This is a genomic window from Microtetraspora malaysiensis (assembly GCF_050947145.1).
In the GTDB taxonomy this organism is placed as follows: domain Bacteria; phylum Actinomycetota; class Actinomycetes; order Streptosporangiales; family Streptosporangiaceae; genus Microtetraspora_A; species Microtetraspora_A malaysiensis.
The window spans coordinates 2,582,226-2,597,359 of sequence record NZ_CP191998.1; the positions used below are offsets into that span (position 1 = coordinate 2,582,226).

13 protein-coding genes and 1 pseudogene are annotated in these 15,134 nt (G+C 71.4%); 5 read left to right on the plus strand and 9 right to left on the minus strand.

Annotated features, from left to right (window positions below):
- Positions 1-15: 15 nt before the first annotated feature.
- A complete protein-coding gene (locus ACQP1V_RS12445; protein WP_433425812.1) occupies positions 16-1,215 on the plus strand; it encodes an ROK family protein in 1,200 nt (399 codons plus the stop codon).
- A 10-nt stretch (positions 1,216-1,225) separates the two neighbouring features.
- Here ACQP1V_RS12445 and ACQP1V_RS12450 read toward each other — a convergent pair whose 3' ends face one another.
- Together ACQP1V_RS12450 and ACQP1V_RS12455 are read right to left on the minus strand one after the other, a co-directional pair.
- Positions 1,226-2,020 (minus strand): neutral zinc metallopeptidase, encoded by a 795-nt coding sequence (locus tag ACQP1V_RS12450; protein WP_433422208.1) that lies wholly within the window; start codon positions 2,018-2,020, stop codon positions 1,226-1,228.
- 118 nt (positions 2,021-2,138) lie between these two features.
- Positions 2,139-2,915, minus strand: coding sequence for a neutral zinc metallopeptidase (locus tag ACQP1V_RS12455; RefSeq protein WP_433422210.1), 777 nt, complete (start codon positions 2,913-2,915; stop codon positions 2,139-2,141).
- Positions 2,916-3,071: 156 nt separating this feature from the next.
- Between ACQP1V_RS12455 and dxs the strand changes: the two genes are divergently transcribed.
- A complete protein-coding gene (gene dxs / locus ACQP1V_RS12460; protein ID WP_387414845.1) occupies positions 3,072-4,973 on the plus strand; it encodes a 1-deoxy-D-xylulose-5-phosphate synthase in 1,902 nt (633 codons plus the stop codon).
- An 86-nt stretch (positions 4,974-5,059) separates the two neighbouring features.
- A pseudogene (locus ACQP1V_RS12465) lies at positions 5,060-6,484 on the plus strand (amino acid permease); the annotation flags it as partial.
- 21 nt (positions 6,485-6,505) lie between these two features.
- Here the strand turns inward: ACQP1V_RS12465 and ACQP1V_RS12470 are convergent.
- The 7 genes from ACQP1V_RS12470 to ACQP1V_RS12500 all read right to left on the minus strand — a co-directional run bounded on the left by ACQP1V_RS12470 (position 6,506) and on the right by ACQP1V_RS12500 (position 13,526).
- On the minus strand, positions 6,506-7,117 hold the full coding sequence (locus tag ACQP1V_RS12470) for a LysE family translocator (RefSeq protein WP_433425814.1): 612 nt from the start codon (positions 7,115-7,117) through the stop codon (positions 6,506-6,508).
- Between the two features lie 115 nt (positions 7,118-7,232).
- Positions 7,233-9,335 carry a 3-hydroxyacyl-CoA dehydrogenase NAD-binding domain-containing protein gene (locus tag ACQP1V_RS12475; protein ID WP_433422213.1) on the minus strand — a complete coding sequence of 701 codons (2,103 nt, stop codon included), beginning with the start codon at positions 9,333-9,335 and terminating at the stop codon, positions 7,233-7,235.
- Positions 9,332-10,516 carry a thiolase family protein gene (locus tag ACQP1V_RS12480; protein ID WP_067131264.1) on the minus strand — a complete coding sequence of 395 codons (1,185 nt, stop codon included), beginning with the start codon at positions 10,514-10,516 and terminating at the stop codon, positions 9,332-9,334. Before ACQP1V_RS12480 ends, ACQP1V_RS12475 begins: the two co-directional genes overlap by 4 nt.
- A gap of 54 nt (positions 10,517-10,570) precedes the next feature.
- Complete coding sequence (locus tag ACQP1V_RS12485; RefSeq protein ID WP_387414843.1) at positions 10,571-11,353, minus strand: hypothetical protein; 783 nt, start codon at positions 11,351-11,353, stop codon at positions 10,571-10,573.
- A 93-nt stretch (positions 11,354-11,446) separates the two neighbouring features.
- A complete protein-coding gene (locus tag ACQP1V_RS12490) occupies positions 11,447-12,259 on the minus strand; it encodes an ABC transporter permease (RefSeq protein WP_433422217.1) in 813 nt (270 codons plus the stop codon).
- Positions 12,260-12,270: 11 nt separating this feature from the next.
- Positions 12,271-13,173, minus strand: a complete 903-nt coding sequence (locus ACQP1V_RS12495) for an ABC transporter ATP-binding protein (protein ID WP_433422220.1) — start codon at positions 13,171-13,173, stop codon at positions 12,271-12,273.
- Entirely contained in the window at positions 13,170-13,526 is a 357-nt protein-coding gene (locus tag ACQP1V_RS12500) for a hypothetical protein (protein WP_387414837.1), read from the minus strand. Before ACQP1V_RS12500 ends, ACQP1V_RS12495 begins: the two co-directional genes overlap by 4 nt.
- Positions 13,527-13,592: 66 nt before the next feature.
- Between ACQP1V_RS12500 and ACQP1V_RS12505 the strand changes: the two genes are divergently transcribed.
- Together ACQP1V_RS12505 and ACQP1V_RS12510 are read left to right on the plus strand one after the other, a co-directional pair.
- Positions 13,593-13,994 (plus strand): GntR family transcriptional regulator, encoded by a 402-nt coding sequence (locus ACQP1V_RS12505; RefSeq protein ID WP_387414835.1) that lies wholly within the window; start codon positions 13,593-13,595, stop codon positions 13,992-13,994.
- A complete protein-coding gene (locus ACQP1V_RS12510) occupies positions 13,991-15,121 on the plus strand; it encodes a DUF1648 domain-containing protein (RefSeq protein WP_433422224.1) in 1,131 nt (376 codons plus the stop codon). The genes ACQP1V_RS12505 and ACQP1V_RS12510 overlap by 4 nt, the downstream gene beginning before the upstream one ends.
- The last annotated feature ends 13 nt before the right edge of the window (positions 15,122-15,134 follow it).

Genomic DNA, 15,134 nt, shown 5'->3' on the forward strand with positions numbered 1-15,134 from the left:
AAGCCCGGACGGATGATGCGCGCAGGTCCCTCACAGGAGGAGATCCGCAGGCACAACCTGGGCACCCTGCTCCGCCACGTGCACCTGAGCGGGCCGACGTCCCGGGCCGAGCTGGCGGGCCGCATGGGATTGAACCGCAGCACCATCATGGCGCTCACCGCCGACCTGACGACGGCGGGGCTGGTGCGCGAGGAGCTGCCGCGGGAGACCGGGCGGGCCGGGCGGCCCTCACTGGTCGTGCGGCCCGAGTCCGCCCGGGTCTACGTGCTCGCCTTCGACGTGGGCGTCGACCGGCTGGTCGCCGCCCGGGTCGGCCTCGGCGGGGTGATCCTCGACCGCCGCGAGACGGTGCGGCCGCGCGAAGGCTTCGAGATGCCGGAGGTCGCCGCCGCGCTGGCGGGTTTCGCGCGGCAGATGCACCGCAAGACCCGCCCGGACACGGTCTGCGTCGGCGCCGCGGCGGCGGTCTGCGGCTCGGTCGGCCGGACGGACGGCGTCGTCAGGTTCGGTCCCAACATCGGGTTCAAGGACGCGCCGTTCGGCGAGGAACTGTCGAAGAGGCTGGCGCTGGGCCTGCCGGTCACCGTCGGCAACGACGGCAACGTGGGCGCGATCGCCGAGCAGTCGCGCGGTGTCGGTCTCGGCTGCCGGGACCTGATCTATCTGCACGGCGACGTGGGCATCGGCGGCGGCATCATGGTGAACGGCCAGCTCCTCGGGGGCCTGGCCGGCTACGGCGGCGAGGTCGGCCACATGGTCGTCAACCCGGGCGGACGCCCCTGCGCCTGCGGCTCCCGCGGCTGCCTGGAGGCCGAGGTCGGGGAAGGCGCGCTCATGGAGCTGGCCGGCCACAGCACCGAGGTCACCGGTAGGGAGGTCGTGCGCGCGGTCGTCGACGCGGCCGGCCGGGGCGACGTACGGGCGCAGAACGCGCTGCACCGGGTCGGCGACTGGCTCGGCCTCGGCGTGGCCAACCTGGTCAACATCTTCAACCCGGAGATGGTCATCTTCGGGGGCGTGCTGAGGGAGCTCTACCTCGGCGCGGCCGCTCAGGTCAGGAGCCGGATCAACACCTCGACGCTGGTCGCGTCGCGCGAGGACCTGCGGCTGCGCATCTCGGCGCTGGGCGACGACGCCACAGTAGTGGGGGCCGCCGAGCTGGCTTTCGCCCAGGTGCTCGCCGACCCCCTGGAGGTGTTGTCGCGCCTCGCTTGAGGCCGCGGTGTCAGGTCACCCGCGCGTTCGGCGCCACCCAGGTGTTGCAGGAGCCGGGCGAGGCGGAGTTGAAGCCGCGCTCCAGCCACCAGGCCTGGTTGCGGCCCGAGCCGTGAATTTTGTCCGTGGCGTGCTTGGAGGCCCAGTCCACCACGTAGTCGTACTCGCGCCGGTCCACGGGCAGGTACTCCTCGGTGGCGCGAAGGAAGACCCCGGCGAAGCACTCCGCCTGCTGTTCCAGGCGGTGGCTCATCTGGCTTCGGGCGGTGGCGTTCCGCGTCCGGCTGTAGGTGCTCCAGTAGGTGGGGATGATCCCGCTGCGCTGCTGCACGTGGTGCGCGTACTCGTGCGCTATGGTCTTGGCCAGGATGAGCGGGAACGGGTCCTTGACCTGCGACTTGAGCAGGCGGACGTAGATCGTCCGGGAGTCAGGGCAGTAGTGCGCCCAGGACCAGCTCGTGAGTGTGCCGCACGGCGACTTCGTGCCGGTAGTCATGATCACGATGCGGGGCCGGCTGAATTGCAGGCCGACGGCCTTGAACTGCCGGGTCCACAGGATGTCGTTGCACTTCGCGACGTACTGCAGGTAGAGCTTGATCGAGGCGACGCTGCCCTTGCGCGGTTCCGTGGGGGAGCAGGCCACCTCCCTGGCCATGCCGGAGCGATAGAGCTTGTTCTTGGTCAAGGCCGTGGGCGTCGATGTCGCGCTCGTGGCCGTATCGGTCGTGGCCGAGGCGGGTGCCGCGCCGGCGACGATGAAGCCGGCGAGCAGTCCTGGGACCACTGCGATGAGGGGGATTCGCATGGTCACGTGAGCTTATTGCACCAGACTGACACTACATGACCATCATCACGATTTGTTCGACGTTTTGTGACACGACCGGTACGGCCGGCCAGGGCGGTCGGCCGTACGTCGCCCCAGATCAGGCGACCTTCGACGCGGGCGCGGAGAAGGTGTTGCACACGGCCGGCGCGTTGCCGTTCCAGCCGCGCTTGAGCCAGTAGCGGATGTTCTTGGCCTTGCCGTGCAGCGGGTCGCCGAGCGTGCGCTCCAGCAGGTCGTCCCAGTCGAACTGGTCGCGGCCCAGCGAGTGCCACACGCTGCCGATGAAGGCGCCGGAGAAGCACGCCGCCTGCAGCTCGATGCGCCGGGTCCAGGCGTAGGCCGTGGCCTTGTTCGCCTTGCGCGTCGCCCGGTCCGCCGCGGGGAGGATGCCGGCTCGGTCCTGGACGTAGTGTCCGTACTCGTGCGCGATCACCGCGAACAGCTCGAACTCGGACGGGTCCTTGAGCTGGTGCTTGTCGATGAGGATCCACATCGTCTTGTCCACCTGGCAGTACATGCCGGCCGCGTAGCCCGCCGGGTACCGGCCGCAGCCCGTACGCGCGGCCCCGGTGATGAATCGCACCTTGGGCTTGCCGAACGGCAGCTTCGCCTGCGCGAACTCCTCGCCCCAGGAGAGGTTGAGGCAGTCCATCAGGTGGTCGAGATAGATCTTGTACGAGTCGACGTCGTCGGGCTGGCGGTTCAGCTCCTTGCACTCGGTGAAGTCGAACTCGCCCGTCGCATAGATCGGGTTCTTGGTCAGCGCGGTCTTGCCGGTGGGTACAGGTCGTGCAGAACCGGAGGCGACGGCCGTGCCGGAAAGGAGAAGGCTTACGATCAGCCCCATGAGCAGCGCGATAAAGGATTTCCGCATGGAGTCAGGAGCGTAGGGGAAAGGTCAAGTTCCGGTAAAGCGGAAATATGTCGATTCTGCTTGAAATAGTGTGACGCTTCGGTGCCACCCAGGGAAGCGTCACGATGTTCTCGAACTAGACTCAGCCTGTTCGACGGCGAGCGGGAAGGATGTTTCGTGGGGATTCTGGACACGGTGAAGGGTCCACAGGACGTCAAGCGCATAGACGCCGGCGACCTGCCGCGGCTCGCCGAGGAGATCCGCGAACTGCTGGTCTCGTCCTGTGCCAAGACGGGCGGCCACCTCGGCCCCAACCTCGGCGTCGTCGAGCTCACCATCGCCCTGCATCGGGTCTTCGAGTCGCCGCGCGACCCCATCCTCTTCGACACCGGACATCAGGCGTACGTGCACAAGATGCTCACCGGCCGGGCCGGCGACTTCGGCACGCTGCGCCAGGAGGGCGGCCTGTCGGGATATCCGAGCCAGGCCGAGTCCGAGCACGACCTGATTGAGAACTCGCACGCCTCCACCGCCCTGTCCTACGCCGACGGCCTCGCCAAGGCGTTCACGGTGCGCCGCGAGACCGGCCGCACGGCCGTCGCGGTCATCGGCGACGGCGCGCTGACCGGCGGCATGGCGTGGGAGGCGCTCAACAACATCGCGGGCCGCAAGGACCTCCCGCTGATCATCGTGGTCAACGACAACGGCCGGTCGTACTCCCCGACCATCGGCGGTCTCTCCAACCACCTGGCGTCGCTGCGGATGACGCAGAAGTACGAGGACGCGCTGGGCTTCGTCAAGGAGAACCTGGCCAAGGTCCCGGTGGTGGGCGCGCCCTTCTACGACGCCCTGCACGGCATGAAGAAGGGCATCAAGGACATCATCGCGCCGCAGGTGATGTTCGAGGACCTCGGCCTCAAGTACGTCGGCCCGATCGACGGCCACGACCTGGAGGCGCTGGAGGCCGCCCTGCGCAGGGCCAAGGGCTTCGGCGGGCCGGTCATCGTCCACGTCCTCACCCGCAAGGGCCAGGGCTACTCGCCCGCGGAGAACCACGACGAGGACAACTTCCACAGTCCAGGTGCGTTCGACCCCGTCACGGGCGAGGAGCGCCCCAAGCCGCACAGCTGGACGAACGTGTTCAGCGAGGAGATCGTCCGGCTCGGCGCCGAGCGCCCGGACATCGTCGCGATCACCGCGGCGATGCTGTACCCGGTCGGGCTCGCCCCCTTCGCCGAGGCCTACCCCGACCGCATCTACGACGTCGGCATCGCCGAGCAGCACGCCCTCACCTCCGCCGCCGGGCTGGCGCTGGGCGGGCTGCGCCCCGTGGTCGCGCTCTACGCCACCTTCCTCAACCGGGCCTTCGACCAGCTCCTGATGGACGTCGCCCTGCACCGGCTGCCCGTCGTGGTCACGCTGGACCGCTCGGGCGTCACGGGCGACGACGGCGCCAGCCACAACGGCATGTGGGACCTGTCGATCCTCCAGGTCATCCCCGGCCTGTCGCTGGCCGCGCCCCGCGACGCCGTACGGCTGCGCGAGCTGCTCCGCGAGGCGGTCGCGATCGAGGGCGGCCCGTCCGTGGTCCGCTACCCCAAGGGCGCGGTCGCCGCCGATATCGCGCCCATCGGCAAGATCGGCGCGATGGACGTGCTGCGCTCCGGAGAGCCCGACGTGCTCCTGGTGGCGGTCGGCTCGATGGCCGAGACGTGCCTGGACGCGGCGGCTCTGCTCGACGCCCAGGGCATCTCCGCCACCGTGGTGGACCCGCGCTGGGTCAAGCCGCTCGACGAGGCGCTGGTCCCGCTCGCCGCCGAGCACAAGCTCGTGGTGGTCGTCGAGGACAACGGCCGGGTCGGCGGCGTGGGCGACGCGGTCGCCCGGATGCTGCGCGACGCCGACGTGGACGTGCCGGTGCGCACCTACGGCATCCCGCAGCGCTTCCTCGACCACGCGAAGCGGCCGAAGATCCTCGCCGAGATCGGCCTCACCGGGCAGGACCTCGCCCGGGAGATCACCGAGGCGGTGGCGCGGCGCTCGCCCGCACTCGAGGACGACCCGGCCGGCCAGGTCTGACACCCCCTCCCGGAAACGCGCGTGAACCGCGCGTTTCCGGGAACCTTGCAGGTCATCGCCAGTTGGGGGGCCTGCTTATGAGCCGGATGGCCATTTTTCGGACAAAGTCGGTCGAGCAATCGCTCCAAGACACTCAAGGTGGAAAATACCGGCTCGTCCGCACCCTGAACGCCCTCGACCTGACCGTTTTCGGGGTCGGTGTCATCATCGGCACCGGCATCTTCGTGCTGACCGGCGTCGCGGCCAAGACCACCGCGGGCCCCGCCGTCGCGATCTCCTTCGTCGCCGCGGCGATCGCCTGCGGCCTCGCCGCCCTCTGCTATGCCGAGTTCGCCGCCACCGTCCCGGTCGCCGGCTCCGCCTACACCTTCGCGTACGCGACGATCGGCGAGTTCCCCGCCTGGATCATCGGCTGGGACCTGACGCTCGAACTCACCCTTGCCGCCGCCGTGGTCGCCTCCGGCTGGTCGGGCTACTTCACCTCGCTGCTGCGGAGCGTCGGCGTCAACCTGCCCCCCTCCATCGCGGGGGACACCGCCGTGGTGAACGTCCCCGCCGCGGCCATCGTGCTGCTGCTCACCGCCATCCTGATCGCGGGCATCAAGACGTCCGCCCGGTTCAACGCCGCCATGGTAGCGATCAAGATCAGCGTCGTGCTGCTCGTCATCGTGGCCGGCCTGTTCTTCCTCAAGGCGGAGAACTACCAGCCGTTCATCCCCCCGTCCCAGGAGATCGCGACCAGGGGCGGGCTCGCCGCGCCGCTCATCCAGGTGCTGTTCGGGGTGACACCTGTCGCGTTCGGCGTCTCCGGCATCTTCACCGCCGCCGCGCTGGTCTTCTTCGCCTACATCGGGTTCGACGTGGTCGCCACCGCCGCCGAGGAGACCCGCGACCCGCAGCGCAACCTGCCGATCGGCATCCTCGCCTCCCTGGGGATCTGCACGTTCCTGTACGTCGCGGTCTCCCTGGTGGTCGTCGGCATGCAGCCGTACACGGAGCTGAGCGAGTCGGCGCCGCTCGCCGACGCGTTCCTCTCGGTCGGGCAGTCGTGGCTGGCCACGGTGATCAGCCTCGGCGGCATCGCCGGGCTCACCACCGTGGTGATGATCCTCATGCTCGGCCAGAGCCGGGTCCTGTTCGCCATGTGCCGCGACAGCCTGCTGCCGCACGGGCTCGCCCGCGTCCACCAGCGGTTCCACACGCCGTACGTGATCACGGTGATCATCGGGGTGGCCACCGCGACGCTCGCCGCGCTGATCCCGCTGGCCGCGATCGCCCAGCTGGTCAACATCGGGACGCTCTTCGCGTTCGTGGTCGTGTCCATCGGGGTGGTCATCCTGCGGCGGACGCGGCCCGACCTGCCCCGCGGGTTCCGCGCGCCGTGGGTCCCGGTGCTGCCGATCCTTTCCGTGCTGGCCTGCCTGTACCTGATGCTCAACCTGCCGGTGGAGACCTGGCTGCGGTTCGTCGTGTGGATGGCCGCCGGGATCGTCGTTTACTTCGCGTACGGCGCCCGCCACAGCAGGGCGCGGCTAGCCGGCGACGCCCCGGATGAGCAGCAGCAGCCCGGTGACGGTCAGCAGCAGGGCGCTCCCTGCGAGCAGGACGCGATAGCCGCGCACCCCGAGGCGGTGCCGTCCCGCGCCGATCAGCGCCGCCAGCGCCGCCTTGGAACCGACCAGCAGCAGGTAGAAGCCGCCGGTGAACGCCAGCGCGGAGGCCGGGGAGCGGTCCCAGGCGGTGGCGAAGATCGGAGCGCCGACGGCGATCCAGAAGAGCCACGGGTGTGGGTTGAGCATGTTGACCGTGACGCCGCGCAGCAGCTCCCGGACGGAGGAGGGCGCGACGACGCCGGGCTCGGGCGGGAGGGCGGTACGGGCCTCACGGGCCGAGGAGACCCCCAGGTAGACGACGTAGAGGCCGCCCACGACGGACAGCGCGCGCAGGAACGCCCCGGGCAGCGCGCCGACGGCGGTGACCGAGAGCAGCACGGCGGGCAGGTCGGAGAGGAGGGGGACGCAGGCCAGCCCGAGCCCGGCCCGGAAGCCACCCCGCAGGCTCGCCGTGATCACCAGGCCGAGCAGCGCCCCCGGCGTGACCCCGGCGCCCAGCCCGAGGCTCAGCCCCAATAACAACTCCCGCACCCGGAACCTCCCGCTTCGGGGGAGAAGGCTATCGAGCGGCCGTCCGCACGCGGGAGTCCCCCGGAGCCGCCGATCCGCGGCTCCAGGGGACCAGGTGTACTTCTCGGCCGGTTTCCTAGGCCGGCACGGACGCCACGCCGGGGGCGAGGAACCGGGACCCGGTCACCGCCTCCGAGACGCCCGCACGGTCCAGGTACGGCGTGATGCCGCCGGTGTGGAACGGCCATCCGGCGCCGAGGATCATGCACAGGTCGATGTCCTGGGCCGCCGCGACGACGCCCTCGTCGAGCATCAGGCGGACCTCCTGGGCCAGCGCCTTCAGCGCGCGCAGCCGCACCTCCTCGCCGGTGGACGGCGACGAGCCGCCCTCGAAGAAGGCCCGCGCCTCCGGGTCGATCTGGAGGTCGGCGCCGTACACGCCGGGCTTGCCCGCGGCGACCAGCGCGGCCAGGTTGGCCGACACGCCGAACCGGTCCGGGAAGGCGGTGTGCATGGTCTCCGCGACGTGCAGCGCCACGGCCGGGCCGACGAGCTGGAGCAGCGTGAACGGTGTCATGGGCAGGCCGAGGCCGTCCAGCGCGTGGTCGGCGACCTCCAGCGGCGTGCCCTCGTCCACGGCCGCGATGACCTCGCCCATGAACCGGGTCAGCAGCCGGTTCACCACGAACGCGGGCGCGTCCTTGACGAGCACGGACGACTTCTTCAGCGTCTTGGCCACCGAGAAGGCCGTGGCCAGCGTGGCGTCGTCGGTGGCGTCGCCCCGGACGATCTCCAGGAGCGGCATCACCGCCACCGGGTTGAAGAAGTGGAAGCCCACCACCCGCTCCGGACGCCGCAGGCCGGAGGCCATCGCGGTGATCGAGAGCGAGGAGGTGTTGGTGGCCAGCACGCACTCGTCCGAGACGACCGCCTCGACCTCGGCCAGCACCTTGCGCTTCACGTCCAGGTCCTCGAAGACCGCCTCGATCACGAAGTCGGCGTCCGCGAACGCGTCCTTGGAGAGCGATCCGGTCACCAGGGCCTTGATCCGGCCGGCCTGGTCGGCGGAGACGCGGCCCTTGGCGCGCAGCTTGTCCACCTCGGCGTGGACGTAGCCCACGCCCTTGTCCAGGCGGGCCTGGTCGAGGTCGGTCAGCACGACCGGCACCTCCAGCCGCCGCGCGAACAGCAGCGCGAGCTGGGAGGCCATCAGCCCGGCGCCCACGACGCCGACCTTGGTGACCTTGCGGGCCAGCGCCTTGTCCGGCGCGCCGGCCGGCTTCTTCGCCCGGCGCTGCACCAGGTCGAACGCGTACAGCCCGGCGCGCAGCTCGTCGCTCATCAGCCGGTCGGCGAGCGCCTCGTCCTCGGCGGCGAAGCCCTCGTCCCTGGAGGCGGTCTTCGCCAGCGCGATCAGGTCGAGCGCGCGGTAGGGCGCGGGGGAGGCGCCGCGCAGCTTCATGTCCACCAGGAAGCGCGCGTCGGCGACCGCCTTGTCCCAGTCCCCCTCGTACGGCGCGCGGGTCACGGTCTCCTCACCGCGCAGCACCCGGGCCGCCCAGCGCAGCGACTCCTCCAGGAAGTCGGCCGGCTCGAACATCGCGTCGGCGACGCCCAGCTCGTACGCGTCCCGCCCCTTGATCATGCGGTTCTGCGAGAGCGGGTTCTCGATGATCAGCTTGATCGCCTTCTCGGGGCCGATCAGCCGGGGCAGGAGCTGCGTGCCGCCCCAGCCGGGCACCAGGCCGAGGAAGCACTCCGGCAGTGCGATGGCCGGCACCCCGGACGACACCGTCCGGTACGCGCAGTGCAGTGCGATCTCCAGCCCGCCGCCCATGGCCGCGCCGTTCACGAACGCGAACGTCGGCACGCCCAGCTCGCCGAGACGGCGGAAGACGTGGTGGCCGAGGGCGCCGATGGCGGCGGCCTCCTCGCGCGTCGCCACCGTGGCGGCGCCCTTGAGGTCGGCGCCGACGGCGAAGATGAACGGCTTCCCGGTGAGGCCGACCGCCGCCACGTCGCCGCGCGCCTCGATCGTGTCCAGGGCGTCGTTCAGCGAGAGCAACCCCTGGGGCCCGAACGTGTTGGGCTTGGTGTGGTCGTGCCCGTTGTCCAAGGTGATCAGGGCCATGGTGCCCGCGCCGTACGGCAGGTCCACGTCGCGGACCAGGGCCCGGGTGACGACCTCGCCGGTCTCCTTGCCCGCGAGCAGGCTCTTGTACGTCTCGATGTCGCTCATGCGAGGTTCTCCCAGATGACCGTGCCGCCCATGCCCATGCCCACGCACATGGTGGTGATGCCGTACCGGACGTCCGGCCGCTCGGCGAACTCGCGGGCGAGCTGGATCATGAGTCGTACGCCGGAGGAGGCGAGTGGGTGGCCGAAGGCGATCGCGCCGCCGTACGGGTTCACCCGGGGGTCGTCGTCGGCGATGCCGAAGTGCTCAAGGAACGCGAGCACCTGCACGGCGAACGCCTCGTTGATCTCGAAGAGGCCGATGTCGTCGATGGACAGCCCGGCCAGGCGCAGCGCCCGCTCGGTCGAGGGGATCGGGCCGATGCCCATGACCTCGGGGTCCACGCCCGCGAACGCGTAGGAGACCAGCCGCATCCGCGCGGGCAGCCCCAGCTCTTCGGCGATCTCCTGGGCGGCGACCAGGCACCCGGTCGCGCCGTCGTTGATGCCGGAGGCGTTCCCGGCGGTGACCCGGCCGTGCGGCCGGAACGGCGTCTTCAGGCCGCCCAGCGCCTCCAAGGTCGTCCCGGGGCGCGGGGCCTCGTCGGCGGTGGCCAGGCCCCAGCCCTCGGCCGCCTTGCGCGCCGCCATCGGGACCAGGTCCGGCTGGATCTTGCCGTCGGCGTACGCCTTGGCCGCCTTCTCCTGGGACGCCACGGCGAACGCGTCAGCCCGCCCCTTGGTGATGGACGGGTAGCGGTCGTGGAGGTTTTCCGCCGTCATCCCCATGATCAGGGCGGAGCCGTCGACGAGTCGCTCGGACAGGAACCTGGGGTTGGGGTCGACGCCCTCGCCCATGGGGTGGCGGCCCATGTGCTCGACGCCGCCGGCGATGGCGACGTCGTACGCGCCGAAGGAGATGCCGCCCGCCACCGTGGTGACGGCGGTCATCGCGCCGGCGCACATCCGGTCGATGGCGTAGCCGGGCACCGACTTGGGCAGACCGGCCAGTACGGCGGCCGAGCGGCCGATGGTCAGGCCCTGGTCGCCGATCTGGGTGGTGGCCGCGATCGCGACCTCGTCCACCCGCTCGGGCGGGAGGCCGGGATTGCGGCGCATGAGCTCGCGGATGACGCGGACAACCATGTCGTCGGCACGCGTCTCGGCGTACAGGCCCTTGGGGCCCGACCTGCCGAAAGGCGTGCGCACGCCGTCGACGAAGACGACTTCACGGGACGCAGGCACGAGGTTGGCTCCTACTGATCGGTAGCTTCTCGGACCAATGCTACTTATCGGTAACTACCCGTGGGAGCGGGGTGCCCGGCTCGGCGTGCCGCGCACGGCCACGACACAGGCCGCCAGCGCCACCGCGGCCAGTGCGAGCACCGTCAGCGTGTCCGGGGTCCACAGGTGCGCGCGGGCGCCGATCAGGGCGAGGAGCGGCAGGAGCGCCGCCGCCCCCGGCAGCCGCCGCGGCAGCGGCCGGGACGCCCCGGGGACGTCGTCCCACGGGTCGGACGGCGGCCGCCGCCGCGCCGCCGCCATGATCACATCCCTGCCCCACCACAGCAGGAACGCCATGCCGCTCATGTAACAGGTCATCGCCAGCGTCTCGGCGACGTCCGCCAGCCGGTCGGCCGCGCCGTACAGGCCGGCGTCGGTGAACAGGCGGGGCACGGTGAGGCCGAGCAGCACCAGCACCGCCCAGCAGACCGCGACCGACAGTCGCGCGAGCAGGCGCCGGATGTGAGGGCGGCTCCTGGTGGCGAAGACCTCGCGCTCGCCGACCCGCGCCTCCTGCTCCCGCAGGCCCCACAGCACCTGGCTGGCGGTCATGGCGGGCAGCGCCGCGGCGAAGACCACGAGCGCCGCCACCGCGTACGGCGCGGCGGCCTGGCCGGTCTCGGTCCGCTCCGCCAGGAGCTGGACGGTCACGAGGAGGGTGGTGGAGATCCCGAGAACGAGGAGCGCGGCGCGCCGCGCTCCGGCCGCCCGCTCGCGCAGGTAGGCGAGCCGTACGGCTCCGGGGGACGCGGGCATCCCGTCGGGGGCGGGACGACGCCGCGGTGTGAGGGCGGACATCTCGTAATCATGCCGTTACCGCACGCGATCAGGGGCCAAAACGCGGATATCTCCCGGAGATCCGGCGCCGTCCGTGGCCGCCTTCGTACCGGCTCAGGTGATGTCGCGCCGCAGGGGGACGACGACGGCGATCACGGCGGCGACCACCGCGTACCCGAGGAGCACGGTGGCGCCCAGCGGGGCGGGCAGGAGCGAGGTCGCGCCCCCGCCCGTCTGTTCGGCCAGCGCGTCGGCCAGGAAGGTGAACCCCGTGAGCGCCGCCGTCGCGCCGCCGGGCAGGTAGGGATAGAGCTCCTTGACACCGGGGACGAGCAGCAAGGCCGTCTCGATCATGTAGAAATAGGCGCCCAGAATCGCGGCCGCGGCCACCTGGTTGGGGATCAGGGCGCCGATTGCCACGCCGACCAGGGTGTAGACGGCCATCGTCACCGCGATCCTGGAGAGCAGGGCCAGCACGGTGGCCGTCGGCAGGCCGAGCGCGACACCCTTGACCGCCGCCGCCCCGAAGAGGGCCGCCCCGGCCACGGTGACGGCGATCAGCCCGTAGGCGAGCCCGGCGATCGCGTACGCCGCGAGCTTGGCGGCCAGCATGGTCCATCGCCGGGGCGCGAACAGCGCCGTCGTGGTGATCGTCCGGTGGCGGTATTCCGATGCCACGGCGGTCGTGCCGAGCAGGGCGGGGATGAACGCGCACAGGCCGAGCAGGCCAAGCACCGCGCGCACGCCCGGCGCCGTATCCAGCCCGGGCGCCGGCGGATCGAAGTTCTCCGGGCCGACGAGGGCGAGCAGGCCGACGAAGCCGCCGCTGCCGAGCGCGGCGAGCGACCCCCACATGGGGAGCCGGGTGGCCGCCAGGCGGCGCAATTCCGCTGAGACGAGGGCACGCGGCGAGATTGACGCTGTCATGAAATATCCCCCTAGTGGTGTCCGATGAGGTGGAGGAAGGCCTGTTCGAGCGTGGGCCGCTCCGGAGTGATCTCGTGCAGCGGAATGCCGTGCGCAGCGGCGGCCGACGCGATGTCGGCGGTCGTCAGGCCGTGGATCCGCACCGTGTCCGGCCCGAGGTCTGTCACGTGGACCGCGCCGCCGTGGGCGGCCAGGAGGACATCGGTCAGCGACCCGGCCCGCGGTGAGCGGACCCGTACGGCGGCCTCGCCGTACAGGTCGGCGACCGCGCCGGCCGCGACCAGCCGCCCGCGGTCGATCACCACGACCTGCTCGGCCGACTGCTCCACCTCGCTGAGGACGTGGCTGGAGATCAGAACCGTGCGGCCCTCGGCGGCGAGCCGGCGCAGGAAGCCGCGCAGCCACGCGATGCCCTCGGGGTCCAGCCCGTTGCCGGGCTCGTCCAGCAGCAGCACGTGGGGATCGCCGAGCAGCGCCGTCGCCAGGTGCAGCCGCCGCCGCATCCCGGTGGACAGGGCCCGGGTCCTCCGCCCGGCGAACGGCGTCACCCCCGTCAGGTCCATGACCTCGTCCACCCGTGACCGGGCGAAGCCGCCCAGGCGGGCGTACACGCCGAGATGGTCGCGGGCGGTGTGGTCGGGGTGGAACCCCGACGTGTCCAGTACGGCTCCGACCGTCGCGGCCGGACGGGGCAGCTCCGTGTAGCGCAGGCCGCCGATGGTGGCGCGGCCGGAGGTGGGCGTGACCAGGCCGAGCAGCATCCGCATGGTGGTCGTCTTGCCCGCTCCGTTCGGGCCGAGGAAGGCGGTCACCGTGCCCGGGGAGACGGTGAAGCCGAGGTCGCTGACCGCCGCCACGGAGCCGAAGACCTTGGTCAGGCCGTGCACCTCGATGTCCCAGGATCCCGTGTTCACGCGCTCGCCTCCATGACCTGGGCCTGGAGCCCGGGCGCGTCCGGAACGCTGAGGACCAGCTCGTCGACGTTCTCGATACTGCCGGTCAGGACGACGCGCACACCGGCAAGGTCGCGACGGGCGCAGACCAGCCGCCGGACGCCGCCCCGGCCGGTCCACGTGCCGACCTTGAGGAACCCGCTGACGAGCAGGCCCGCGTGCGTCCCGGTGGCGACGGCCTGCGGGTTCGCCTCGAGACGCACCTCGCGGATCGCCTCCAGCGGCACTCTCATCTCGGCTCGCCGTACGAACGGCCGTGTCCATGGCGCGAAGGTCGCCACCAGCATTCCGTCGCGGATCTCTGTCTGGATCACGTCGCCCCCTTCTGTCTCACCAGGTGTATCTGTTCTATAAGTTGTATAGCAGCTACACTGCTGGATGTGAACTTGACGCTGGATCTCGACAGCGAGGTCCCGATCTACCAGCAGATCAGGGACCGGATCGTGGAGGCGGTCGCCCGCGGAGAGGCGGTGGAGGGCGACCCACTGCCGTCCACGCGCCAGCTCGCCGCCGACTTCGGGATCAACTTCCACACGGTGAACAAGGCCTACGACCTGCTGCGGCAGGAGGGGGTCATCCGGATCAACCGCAAGAGCGGCGCGGTGATCCGGCGTGACCCGAGCTCCGGGCCGCCCGAGCCCGGGTTCGCCGGCGACTGGGAGGGCAGGATGCGCGTTCTGCTCGCGGAGGCCACCGTCCACGGACTCGACCGCGAGGACGTCGTACGGCGGTGCGCGGCGATGCTGTCGGGATTCCGGGCCGAGGAGAGGGCAACACCATGACACCGTTGATCGCCGCCGACCTGACCGCCGTCGCGCTGGTCACCGGCTTGATGCTGGCCCTGCCCGCGATGACCGCGCCGACGACGCCGTTCGGCGTGCGCGTGTCCCACGCCCGGGCCGCCGACCCGGCCGTGATCGCCCAGCGGCGCGTCTACGCCAGGCTGGCGGCGGCCGCCGGCGTGTGCGCCGCGGTCGTCTCCGTGCCGCTCCTCGCGACGGGAGGGAGCGCGACCGTCGTCGGTGCGACCGCGACGGCCCTGATCGTGGCGGACCTGCTGCTCTACTGGCGCTCCGCGCGCCGGCTGCGCGCGGCCAAGGTGGCCGGAGCGTGGCGGGACGAGCAGCGCCAGGGCGTCACCGTCGACACCAGCTTCCGGACCGATCCGGTGCGGCTGCCCTGGTCCTGGGCGCTCCCGGCGGCAGTGATCCTCCTCCTCACCGCGGGCCTCGGCTGGTGGCGGTACGGCGACCTGCCCGCCGCGTTGCCGCGCTTCACCGGCTACGGCGTCGACGCCACCGGGCGGGAACCCGTCACCGTCTGGGCCGCGTTCGCCCCGGTGCTGTACCAGCTCGTGATAACGCTGCTGTTCGTCGCTCTGACGCTGCTTCTGCTGCGCGCCCGCCCCGACCTCGACGCCGCCCGCCCCGTCGGCTCGGCCCGCAGATACCGCGTGTACCTCCGCGGCGTCGCCCGCCTCTCGCTGCTCGGCGCGACCTGCCTGAACCTCGGCCTGCTCGTCTCGGCGCTCCAGCTCTGGGCGGTCGTCGAACCCTCGGCGTTCTGGACCGTGGTCGTGTACCTGCCCCTGGCCGCCCCGGTGGTCGCCTGGCTGGCGTGGGAGAGCCGCGTCGGCCACGCGGGGCATCGCCTGCCGGCTCTCCCCGGGGAGGAGGACGAGGATTCCGGCGTCACCCAGCGCGACGACGACCGGCACTGGTTCCTGGCCGGAACGGTCTACATGAACCGCCGCGACCCGGCGATCCTGCTCCACGCCCGGATCGGGGCGTCGTGGACGCTCAACCTCGGGCACCCCGTCACGTGGGTTCTTCTCGCCGCACTGGCCGTGGCAGGACTGCTCGCCGCCTTCGGCGTCATCGACCTGCCCCGGCGGCAGAACATCTTCTGACGCGGGACGGCGC